The sequence below is a fragment of the Streptomyces sp. NPDC006283 genome (assembly GCF_040613325.1).
GTDB lineage: Bacteria > Actinomycetota > Actinomycetes > Streptomycetales > Streptomycetaceae > Streptomyces.
The window spans coordinates 1-11,053 of record NZ_JBEXRZ010000236.1; the positions used below are offsets into that span (position 1 = coordinate 1).

6 protein-coding genes and 7 pseudogenes are annotated in these 11,053 nt (G+C 66.6%); 5 read left to right on the forward strand and 8 right to left on the reverse strand.

Going from position 1 to position 11,053, the window contains the following annotated elements; genetic code table 11:
• A pseudogene (locus tag ABZ070_RS31415) lies at positions 1-232 on the reverse strand (hypothetical protein); the annotation flags it as partial.
• A 272-nt stretch (positions 233-504) separates the two neighbouring features.
• Between ABZ070_RS31415 and ABZ070_RS31420 the strand changes: the two are divergent.
• Positions 505-1,462 (forward strand): annotated as a pseudogene (locus ABZ070_RS31420) (transposase).
• A gap of 40 nt (positions 1,463-1,502) precedes the next feature.
• A pseudogene (locus ABZ070_RS31425) lies at positions 1,503-1,685 on the forward strand (transposase); the annotation flags it as partial.
• A 12-nt stretch (positions 1,686-1,697) separates the two neighbouring features.
• Here the strand turns inward: ABZ070_RS31425 and ABZ070_RS31430 are convergent.
• A complete protein-coding gene (locus ABZ070_RS31430; protein WP_356638784.1) occupies positions 1,698-2,093 on the reverse strand; it encodes a DUF6221 family protein in 396 nt (131 codons plus the stop codon).
• A gap of 1,194 nt (positions 2,094-3,287) precedes the next feature.
• Here ABZ070_RS31430 and ABZ070_RS31435 point away from each other — a divergent pair.
• The gene (locus tag ABZ070_RS31435; protein ID WP_356638786.1) at positions 3,288-3,614 is read left to right on the forward strand and encodes a hypothetical protein; all 327 of its coding nucleotides are present in this window, start codon (positions 3,288-3,290) and stop codon (positions 3,612-3,614) included.
• 22 nt (positions 3,615-3,636) lie between these two features.
• On the opposite strand, the gene ABZ070_RS31440 is transcribed toward ABZ070_RS31435, so the two are convergent.
• Together ABZ070_RS31440 and ABZ070_RS31445 are read right to left on the reverse strand one after the other, a co-directional pair.
• Entirely contained in the window at positions 3,637-4,341 is a 705-nt protein-coding gene (locus tag ABZ070_RS31440; RefSeq protein ID WP_356638788.1) for a transposase, read from the reverse strand.
• Positions 4,342-5,539: 1,198 nt separating this feature from the next.
• A pseudogene (locus ABZ070_RS31445) lies at positions 5,540-5,983 on the reverse strand (IS110 family transposase); the annotation flags it as partial.
• Positions 5,984-6,461: 478 nt separating this feature from the next.
• Between ABZ070_RS31445 and ABZ070_RS31450 the strand changes: the two are divergent.
• Positions 6,462-7,505: a mechanosensitive ion channel family protein gene (locus tag ABZ070_RS31450; protein ID WP_356638790.1), complete on the forward strand. Its 1,044-nt coding sequence runs from the start codon at positions 6,462-6,464 to the stop codon at positions 7,503-7,505.
• A gap of 71 nt (positions 7,506-7,576) precedes the next feature.
• Here the strand turns inward: ABZ070_RS31450 and ABZ070_RS31455 are convergent.
• The 4 genes and pseudogenes from ABZ070_RS31455 to mihF form a co-directional block, all read right to left on the reverse strand.
• A pseudogene (locus tag ABZ070_RS31455) lies at positions 7,577-7,778 on the reverse strand (IS30 family transposase); the annotation flags it as partial.
• 331 nt (positions 7,779-8,109) lie between these two features.
• Positions 8,110-8,631 (reverse strand): DUF2690 domain-containing protein, encoded by a 522-nt coding sequence (locus ABZ070_RS31460; protein ID WP_356638792.1) that lies wholly within the window; start codon positions 8,629-8,631, stop codon positions 8,110-8,112.
• Between the two features lie 140 nt (positions 8,632-8,771).
• Positions 8,772-9,264, reverse strand: a pseudogene (locus ABZ070_RS31465) (transposase family protein); the annotation flags it as partial.
• Between the two features lie 75 nt (positions 9,265-9,339).
• Positions 9,340-9,654 (reverse strand): integration host factor, actinobacterial type, encoded by a 315-nt coding sequence (gene mihF, locus ABZ070_RS31470; protein WP_356638793.1) that lies wholly within the window; start codon positions 9,652-9,654, stop codon positions 9,340-9,342.
• 1,255 nt (positions 9,655-10,909) lie between these two features.
• Here mihF and ABZ070_RS31475 point away from each other — a divergent pair.
• Positions 10,910-11,053: pseudogene (locus tag ABZ070_RS31475) on the forward strand (transposase); the annotation flags it as partial.

Below are 11,053 nucleotides of genomic sequence, written 5' to 3' on the forward strand. Positions count from 1 at the left end.
TCGACCGAGCCTCGCGCGCGAGCATCTGGTCGACGGTGTTGTTCAGCGCGACGCGGTCCGCGACGGCGGCCTTGCGGAGCAGGTACTCGCGGTTGTCGTGCCATTCGGTGGTGTCCATCAGGTGCTCGAGGGCGGCCAGCTCGTCCTCGATGGGCGGAGCATGGCGGTAGGCGTCCAGGGGCATCGGAGCGTCGTAGACCTCGGCGGGAAGGGGAACGTACGGCGTGTTCACCGGGACGGCTCCTCGTTCGGGGCAGTGGTCATGACGGTACGGGAGGGCGCTGACATCCGTGGCGGCGTGCAGTGCGCCCGTATACATGAGGACAGCTCGGCCGTGCGCCACAGCTGCTCGACGCCTGCTGGCGGTCATGAGGCGGTGGCCCTGCTGCCGTCGCGGGTCAGGCATGCAGGTGCCGACGGGCCACCGACGTGCCGAGGAGAAGTGCGGCGGGGGTGGGGACTGTAAAACGTTCGGTGTAACTCCCGATCATGGAAGATGCATCGATGACCAGCAACAACATGACCGAGGTCGAGACTGTCGAGCCGTCTGAGACAGCGCCGGCGAAGTCTGTGGACGACAGGCTGATCGACGAACTCGTGCGCCGAGCTCAGGCCGAGGACCCGCAGCTGACCGGCGAGGGGTGGACTGCTCCAGCAACTCACCAAGTGGCTCCTGGAGTCGGCCGTCGAGGGTGAGATCACCGACCACCTCGGCTTGATAAGCACAATCCCGCCGGGAGGAACGGCGGCGATTCACGCAACGGCACCCGGGTCGTGACCATGTTGACCGATGTCGGCCGGTGGAGATGACCGTGCACCGCGACGGCGGGGGCACGTTCGAGCCGAGGATCGTCAGGAAGCGGCAGAAGCGTCTGTCCGGCGTGGACGAGATGGTGATCTCGCTCGCGGCGAAGGGCGTGACGACCGGCGAGGTCCAGGCCCACCTGGCCGAAGTCTACGGCTCCGGTGTGCCCCGCCAGACGTTCTCCACGATCACCGACAAGGTCCTGCAGCGGAACTCCTTCCGCTATGCCGCCCGCTAGGACTGGAACAAGATCGCGAAGGTCCTCAAGCCGATCTACACCGCGGCGACCGAGGAGGCCGCCCTGGAGCGGTTCGCCGAGTTCACCGACGCGTGGGGCCGGAAGTATTCGGCGATCGTGCGGTTCTGGGAGAACGCATGGGAGGAGTTCACCCCGTTCCTCCGCTTCGATACCGAGATCCGCCGCTCGTCTACACCGCCAACGCGATCTAATCCGTCAACGCCAGGATCCGCCGGGCAGCCAAGGCCCGCGGTCACTTCCCCAAACGAGCAGGCTGCCCTGAAGTGCGTCTACATGGCGATCATGTCGCCCGACCCCGCCGGAAAGGGCCAGGCCCGCTGGACCATGCGCTGGAAAACCGCCCCCTGAACGCCTTCGACATCACCTTCGACGGCCGGCTCTCCGCAGCCCGTCAGTAACTCCAACAACTCGAGTTGCACCGTTCGTTGGACAGACCCGCGCCCGAAGGCGGCCTGTCCTGCCGGGGCACCGAAATCCTCCCGCCCCGGCCCAGGATGGCCATCCGGTGGCAAGAACACCCGGCCCACTCCACCCTATGACGTGCACACAGTCGGCAAACCGGGCCCCGCAAAACGACGGACGAACAAGTCAACAACCCCGCGTCCACGCCGCACAGGTTAAAGATCAGCTAGGCTACCGGATGAAACGGGGGAGCCATTTCGCCTTGTAGCCGGGGTGCCAGGCGTACTCGGCGGCCAGTTGTCGTACCGCGAAGCCGAGTCCGACGGCACGGCCGGAGGCGAAGTCGTTGTCCGGCCGGTCAGAGTCCCGGTCCGCAACCTGCACGTACTCGCCGAGCAGGACGCGACTGGTCTCGATGCGGGCCAGCGTACGAGCCGGATCCTGGAGCGCGATGTGCCGGTCGTAGCCAGCTCCTCTCACCGTGAACGCTATAGCGGACGTCCTGTCGTGGACCTCTCCTGGAAGATCCGCCGGACACCTCCAGCTCGCGCCGCCAGCGTCCCACGCGACCTGCTCCTCCTCGGTAAGCCGCGCATCTATGAAGGACACCATGTCTGCGTCGACCATGCGACGGCGCTTCCTCTCGTGACGGGTTATGCGGGGCCTGGGCAGTCATGCCGGGGGACCCGAGCCTCGTAGTCCGGCCCGCAGCCGCTCCCCGCCGCCGACGCCCGCCAAGAAAGGGTCAGGGCAGCGGAGGGGCCTCCATCTGGCGGACAGGGCGGACTGCCGAGCCTCGTGAGACGACGCGCTCGAGGGGCCGACACAGGAAAAAGAATCAGCGTCAGCGGCACCGGCCCTCTGCTTACCTGACCATCGCTCTCTTCGTCTGCGGACCTGGCGGCAGGCGGCTCGGCCCTTCCTCATCGGTCTCCACGCTCATTCTACGCCGACCTGCGAGCGCGGCTCGGTGAATCTCGTGGCAGCGGATCTTGGCGCGGCCAAGTACTCCAGCAGGAGCGGCGGTGGAAACGCCAGGGCAGGCACTGCGTGCGGGAGCAGGGCACGAAGTGCCCCGGCAAGTTCCGTTCCGGGATGCATTGGTTCCCCTGGATGCGGTCTTCGAGTACGCCCGGGACGTGGAAGCCTCCTGAACACCTCCGAGACCGTACCCCGCCCAAGGCCCAAGGGATTGGAACGGCTGTACGTCCGTCAGGTCGGCATACAGAGGCTCTCGTTGAGCTTGCCCGGGTCCCTGGAAGAACCTTCCCGGCTGGGCTTGTCACCCCAGCCCCAGCCTGGACTTGGCGGGCTGCCAGGTCTTGTCCGATGTCGTCAGGTAGTTGAGGCTGGCCCGTCCAGCCCCGCTTAGCCGTCACCGGGATGCGATGCTGGTCGTGTCGGCGGGCGACGGCGTCGAATTCCTTGATGCCGCTCGCACCGAACTTCCTGAACTCGATGTTCCTCTCCGGCATCCCTCCTGCTCCTCCCCGTGATCATGGCAGTTGTAGATGTCTGACCCTGACCTTGGCCTAGGTAACCCCGCGGCCTTCAGGGAAGGCACGGCGCCAGCCGCCGATGGCGGGCGGCCGGCGTCACCAAGACGCCCCGCATGACCCACCAGACGGATGTTCGCTTCACCTCGGCGGTGCGGGCGCGCAAGCGGGCCATGATGCCCCTGCGGTCCTGCGCGACCAGGCATTCGACCTCAAGTTCGCGGCGGGCCGCCAGCCCGCATTCCAGGCGCGGAGCACCGGCACAAAGGAAAAGACCGGTCAAAGATCCGGACAAGCCCACCCGGCCACCGATTAGGGTGGACAAATGACCGCCGCTGATCTTGATGCTTTGTGCGTTGACGTGAGCCGCACCCTGGAACGCGTCGGCTTCGACATAGCGCCCAGCAGCACGGGCACCGCCGGCGGACTGCGCATCCAGCCCGCCCGCGACGACGTCCTGGTCACCTGGCACCCGGATGCCGAACTCCACGCCGCCACCCGGCACCTTCACAGCAAGGACCCCGGCGCCGACGACGACCGCGGCATCCGCAAAGCCCTCACCACCGCCCTGGTCCTCACCCTCACCCAGGCCGGATTCACAGCCGCCGCCGACGATGACAGCGGAGCTATCCGCGTCCCCGCCGCAGCCTAACGCTGGAGACGGAGGCATCCACTCAGCTGCCCGCCCCCACTCGGCCACCGGCGGCCCCCTCAAGTACCCCGCCCACCGTCCTGGCTCTGTTGCACCCGCACATGGGATCGCCCGCGTCAACGTGATGGCGGTCGGCTACTTCGCCCGTAGTGGCGATTTGAGCCGGACGTTTGAGTTTCCGCAGGTCGGCCCGCAGATTGTCGGGTGCAGAAACGATCAGGCTCTTGAACTGGTTGATCGCGGCGGTGGAGGCGAGGACGGCGCCGTGCCGGGTGACGAGGAGGACGCGCAGGGCCTCGCGCTCTCCTCGGAGCCTCGGCTGGATCAGGTGCCCGCTGGCCGAGGCTTCCTTGGCTGCCCGGATGGCGTCGATCATGTCGGTCTTGCGGCCGCGGCGGACGGCTGCCCGTTTGGGAGGCAGTACTTCGACAACCCGTTCGCCGGCCTGGTCAAGGAAGGAGACCAAACCGGCCCCGAAACTGCCGACTCCTTCGAAACCCAGCATCGGCGGCCGGGAACGTGCTGACGGGCGAAGTCCAGCAGGAGCCGGTAGCCCAGTGCGTTCGCGGGGGCATCGGTGGGGGCGGTAGCCGATGGGGCTCACGGCGGCTGCGGCAAGGGTGTCCCGGTGGGTATCGATGCCGATGACATGGTCACGCGGTTGTTCTCCTTCTAGAGCTGGGCGACCATGGTCGGCGCCGGCCTGGGTGGAGTCACCGCGTGGCACAACTGTGATGAGTCGTCGAAATGGCGGACAAGCTGCTGATCAAGCGGGGTGGGCCAGGCCGACGCCGACGTCCGGCAGACCTCTCGGGGGCACGGCGGGCTCTGACGGGCCGCCAATTGCCTTGCCGGTCATACCGGAACGTCAACGCCAGCCTGGCAGCAACCCAACCCGGGCGGCAGGATGACTATCACAATTGCCTTCTTGGTGGCCCGCAATGGGGCCCTCCGGAGTTGGCATGACTTTCTTCCCCTGTCGATCGCATGTCTTGGGGGGTGTCACCGGCTGCTCCGGAGGCATCGACAGACCGCTGATTACCGCCTCTGTGTGTCAAGCGCTGCAGCTCACCGCACTCGGACACGACTGGGCGGCAGGAGCGGGGCCAGGCGCTCACCGGGCTCGGTGCCGCTCTCGCGCCCGGAGAGGGCCGCGCGCAGCCGTCTCCGGGCGGAGTTGGTGTCCACCCGGCCACCTGACCCCTGACGATCCGCGTAACCGATCGTCGTGCGGCGCGTTGAGATGATCGACGCGTGCACAGCTCCGCCTGCCTGGCCGGACGCACGCCGGGGCCCTGACCCGCGTCATGGTCAGGGCCCCGCTTCAATTCTTCTTATCAAGCGGTCCACTGATGGGTTCTCCGCCCGCAGCCGGGCAAGTTCCTCCCGCTCGGACTCGTCCAACGGCCCCGCACCCCGCGGCACCACGACCTCAGCCGCAACAACACTGGCGGATCTTCCGCCACGCACGCTGCAGCCCCAACCAGCTCACAGCAATCACTCGAGCCGTCCTCGCGGCTGGACAGGGAACGCTGACCCCGGCCTGCGCCGGAGGGGACGGTGATGTGCGGGCCTGCCGGTGTAGGCGGTATCGGCCAGGGCCGGGATGAGGATCTGCGCGCGAAGCGCGAGGAATTTCGGATTCGTTTGAAATTTGCCCGCTCGAATCCGCCAGTTCCAGCTCAACTGCCCTGCCCCGGTGCTTCACTGACGCTCTCTCAAGCGCCACGCTACCCGAGCAAGGGCCGCCCTCGTGATCAAGACCAGTGAGCAGAAACCCCTCCGCGAATAGGCCTCCTATTTTGCCGCATCCCCCGGTTCGAACAGATCAGCCGCCCATAACGCTTACTTCGGTACCAAAAGAACGTCCTTGAAAATTGGATATCCTATCAGGCGCCGAACCGTAAGGTCTTCAGCGATTCACTGATTTCCAAGTGCCAAGAGGCGTCCGTGACTTGCGGCTTCATCGGCTTCAAGGAGGCAGGGGGGCGACTTTCCGCCTTTGTGGACCGGAACTTCCGCAAGTGTCCCTGGACGATCACGTAAGCGTCGCGGGCATCGGTCTTACCCTCACCACGGTAGCCGTCGGATGCCCGGTTGACCAGGCGGCCGGAGATGTAGAGGACCTCCTGTCCGTGGCTGACCAGCAGGGCCAGCAGCAGCGCGGGTTCGCCACCGGTCATGTCGATGGCCCAGATGACCTGACGGCCGTCGGCCAGGTCAAGAACGTCACCGATCAGTTTCAGCAGCTCGGGCTCGTCGTTGGCGACCCGCCGCGACAGCAGTGTCTTGCTGTCCGGCGTCGCGTCCATCTCAAGGCCGTGATGATGGCCCTCGCCACTGTCGATGCCCACCCATATCCGGCTCACGCGCTCCTGCCATGCGTGTTCGTACGGCTCGTACCACGGACGACTCGCCGGCATTGCGCTACTCAGCGATGTGTTCGCACTTCCTAATCGGCGGCCGAGTAGCCGTGGAGTGCCGGGCGGCGAAGCGAGGGCAGCCACCGTCGGCAGCAGCCTTAGCCACACCCAACACCCCTGGGTGTCCTCACCCTGCGAATGGGAGGACCAACCCGATCAAGAAGGTAGAGCAGCCTGACCACCCACCAATGGTGTCCGTCAAAGCGGAACAAGCTCAATCCAGAGATTGATACGTCTCCGCACCGCCCGCCATCCACCCGCTTCGAGCCCCTTCCTTTTGCTCTCCCATCGCGTGTTCCTCGCGAGAAGAGCCAGCTCTGGCCGTGATAGCCGCCGGATCACGCCGGATGCCCCGTTAGGGTTATTGGTCTCCCACCGCAAACTGGAGGTTCCTCCTGTGACCGCCTTATGGTCGTCCGCACTGATGGACGCTGATCCCTCTTCCGGTCCTGTCACGCTCGACGAGGCCGCCAGGCGCGCCGAGAGCGCGGCCGGCTGGGTCGAGAAGAACTGGTCCACCTGGCTGAACACCGGATTACGCATCACGCTGATCCTGATCGTCGCGCTGGTGCTGCGGATGCTGGTGCGCCGGGCGCTGACGAAGCTGATCGCGCGGATGAACCGCTCAGCGCAGGCCGTGGAAGGTACGGCGCTGGGCGGTCTGCTGGTCAACGCCGAGCGGCGCCGGCAACGCTCCGAGGCTATAGGTTCAGTCCTGCGTTCGATCGCGTCGTTCTTGATCCTCGGCACCGCGGGTCTGATGATCCTCGGCGCGTTCCAGATCGATCTGGCTCCGCTCCTCGCCTCCGCGGGTGTGGCCGGTGTCGCGATCGGTTTCGGCGCGCGCAATCTCGTCACGGACTTCCTCTCCGGCGTCTTCATGATCATGGAAGACCAGTACGGGGTCGGGGACTCGATCGACGCGGGCGTCGCGTCGGGCGAGGTGACCGAGGTGGGGCTGCGGGTCACGAAGCTGCGCGGCGATGACGGCGAGATCTGGTACGTCCGCAACGGCGAGATCAAGCGGATCGGGAACCTGAGCCAGGGCTGGGCGACGGCCGTCGTCGACGTCACGGTCCGCTCCTCCGAGGACCTGGACCACGTCAAGTCCGTCATCGGCGAGGTCGCGGACGATCTAGCGAAGGCCGAGCCGTGGAACGAACAGCTGTGGGGCCCGCTCGAGACGCTCGGTCTCACCGAGGTGCTGCTCGATTCGATGACGTTCCGGGTCTCGGCCAAGACGATGCCGGGCAAGTCGCTGGGCATCGAACGCGAGGTGCGCTGGCGGGTCAAGCGCGCGTTCGACGAGGGGGGCATCCGCATCGTCGGCGGTCTGCAGCAGCAAGCAGAGGAGGCCGCGCCGGACCCAACGGCGGGCATGGCGGCCCCGTCGGCGTTCTCCTCCTCGGTCTCGCCGCAGTCGATGGCGGCGTCGCCGATACCGCCGCCGGCGAACCTCTCCAAGTAGGAGTCAAGAGGCCCCGCACAACGCCCCTTCGGTAACGCTTGGCGAATTCCAGCGGTCATCGCAACATGTGGTCAGTGTGAGGCGGTCATGAGGAGCGTATGCAGGCGCTCGGCTGGGGTCCCCAGCCGAGCGTTTTGCGTAATCGGCCGTTGAGCTCGGCGCGGCCACGGCGTCGAGGTGCTCGCGGGTGTTCACCGACAGGTCGGTGCTCTTGGGAAAATACTGCCGCAGCAGACCGTTCGTGTTCTCGTTCGAACCGCGCTGCCATGGGCTGGCCCGGGTCGCAGGTAGAACTGCTGTATCAGCTGCCGGGAGCGTACCGGGCCGATGCCGGGCAACGCCTCCGGGAGTATCTACTGGCCGCCGACACTCACGCGCCTGGAGCGCGACTCGATTATTGGTGTACTGGCGTCACGACCCTGTTCGCCGCGCTCAACACTTCCACCGGAGAGGTCATCGGGCAAATCCACCGACGGCACCGGGCCGTGGAGTTCAAGAAATTCTTCGTCCGGACCGACAAGGAGGTGCCGTCGACCTGGTGGCTGGCTTGGCACCTGGCCCGGCCCCCTCACGGGCCAGGTGCGTCCATTCGCCGCTCAGAGGGTCAGTACCACCCGGTGTAGCTGCTCGCGAGCCCAGCCCGGGCCGGTACCCTGCCATTGACCATAGCGGTGTGCGCACTGTGCCGCCCAGGGGCAATTAACTGCTCCTGAACGGAGTTGTTCCAGTTCTGCACCCACAGCCGGGTTCCTGGCGTGCCGCCGGAGACGCGCGCCCAGTTGGTGTGACAGTGCGGACTGTAGAGGAGTTCGACGTGTCCACGCGGCGTGGACAGCTCAGCTCCCGCCGGGGTGAAAGCGCCAGCTGTACAGGGGTATCCGTCGATGCTGCTCCTCGCGGCCGCCGGGTCTACGCCGTGACACGACCCCCCATCGCAGAAGATCGCCGCCTGGTCATGGACCGAAGGGGCTACTGCGAGGCCGAGCGACAGGGCACCGCCGGGCTGCGATGCTAAGGGCCGCCCGTCCAGCGCTGACCCAGCGGTTGGCTGGGTGGCGGAAGCCGTTCCCGTGAAGGACAGGACGAACAGTCCGAGTGCTGACGCCATGAGGATCTTCCTGCGCATATCGCGTCCCTTCCGTCGAGGACATGCCAAGTAGAGGTCTATCGGTAAGGGACTCAGAAAACAAACCAATCACCAGAAACGGCCGGAACTGCTCTCCATCGCCAGTAGAGGCCTTTCTCAGCTGCGATCGCGCGGTCGGCTTGTTCACTGTGGTGGTAATAGGGGGTGCGGAATGTGGCGCCGGCGCCCTGGTACGCGCGGTCTGCGAGGAGGAGGATCTGGCGGGTGAGGCAGGCCTGGGCGATGCCGTGGGCGCGGGCGGCGGTCAGATCATGTGTCCGCCCGGGCCTGGCTCGTGAGAACCAGAGCGGGGTGCCCGTCCGAGCGCGCGATGACCTGCACGTTCATGCCGTGCCTGCGGTGTTTCTGCGAGTAGTACGGCTCGTCGGCGTTGATGCGGTCGGTGGGGATAAAGGTGCCGCCGACGATGACGAAGTCGCCCCTCACCGAGCCCGGTCAGAGCCTCGTGCAGGCCGGAGGTCCAAGATGCCAGGACCGCAAGTGTCTCGTCGACGTAGCGCCAGGCGGTCGTCTCGGAGACACCGAAACCGACTCCGACCTAGACGAATGTCTCATCCTTGCGCAGATGCACGACGTCAGGAGGGCCTGCTTGAAGCAACCCCGCTTCCGCCACGGCGAACGCAGCCGCTGCCATCCGCGGCTTCCGTCCTCGCAGCGAGTCCGCACCGCTGTCGTGCGGAAAGCTCGTCAAGCGAGCAGAGGGAACTTCTCCAGCAACTGCTGCCGCTGTCGGGGACCCAGGCCCCGAACGCGCCGACCGTCGGCGATCTGCAGTTCCTCCATAATCTGGCCGGCGCGGGCCTTGCCCACGCCCGGAAGCGCTTCAAGGAGACGGCGGACCTTGGTCCTGTCGACCACCACCGAGTCGCCCGCCAGCACGTCGCGAAGGGAGCGCTTCTGGTGCTTCAGGTCCTCGAGGACAGCCGCCCGCTCCTTGCGGACTTCGACTGCCTTCTGCAGAGCTGCCGAGCGCTGTTCCGGCGTCAGGGTGGGGAGTGCCATGAGAAGAGACCTTTCTTCATCCGATCGGATCACGACGAGGTCCGTCTTGCCGTGGCAGGTTGAACAGTCAGGCGAACCGCATGGGAGCCACCACGTCACGGCTGGCGACCGCCGGGCCACACGGACCCGCGCGTCCGCATCTCTCATGGCCTGCGCCGGCGGTCGTCGATGACGCCCGCAGCTTCCTGACAGGCGTCCTCCCCTTCCGGCAGCCACCAGGGTTCGGACGGCGACATACAAGTTTCCTCAATACCACACAGCGTCCAGTCGAAGATGCCGAAGGCGTGAGAGGCGCCCAAGGAGGGGCCATCCTCGATGGCCCTCTCCCAGCACATCTCATGGGCAGGTATGGCGGTCGCAGGATCTCGAACCACTCGCCGCCTATATAGACGGCAGCATGGCACCAGGGACAGGACCAGATCTCCTCTTCCCAGGCCGTCGGCGGCACCGGCCACCGCCACATCGCCTCTCCACACACATCACACTCCACCAGCGGATCCTCACACGCCGGCACGGCCGGACCCGAGCCGTCGGCCTCGTGCCAGTTACCAAACACCCGCCAGGATGAAACGCTCTTGCACGACGTGTCGCGGATAGCGACCGCTGCAGGTCGCAACATCGGTTTCGGGATTGCCTGGGGCTGTCAGGTGGCGATCCGATTGCGGTCGTCCGGTGGCGGGTTGCCTCGACTGCGGGGGCTGTCCGTTGAAACGGATACGGACAGAAGGAGGAAGCGGCGGCGGCTGCGTCCTGTGCGAGGACCTCTTCGGCCGACCCGAAACCAAGGCCTGGCTGTTGGTGCGGGTCCGGTGGGTGCAGATGCTGGGTACCACGCTCGCCGCTGCCCTGGTCGCGACCGGCCTGGCGGCCGTGGCATCACCGGCCCCCTGAGGCGCCGATCCCAGGGGGCGGTGGTGCCGCTGAGCTTGCGTCAGGCTGCTGGTTGCGCCGTCGTGCGGGAAGCCGAAGGTGGTCGTAGCGTCAGGGATGCGGCCCGTTTGCTTGACAGGACGAGCGGGCCTGGCGGTTCCGCGGCCGTTCGCAGGTTACGCGGAACCGCCTCCACACCCTCTCCCCTCCCCCGTTCCTGTTGGTGCGTGCTCCCCGGGAGCTCGGTGGTGACGTGGTGCCCTCGGGACAGAGGCAGCCCCGGGCGAGAACACCGGAGGGGGGCGGCCTATGTCAGGTCATCGGCCGACGGCGCGTGATGCTGAGTCAGCGGCGGCGGTTGCCCCATGACTCGGTGTCAACGGTGTTCACCCCGTTCCTGCGGTTCGACACCGAGATCCGCCCGCATCGTCTGCACTACCAATGCGATCGAGTCCCGGTCAACGCCCGCATCCGCCGGGCGGTCAAGGCGGCCGGGGGGCACTTCCCCCACGAGCAGGCCGCCCTGAAG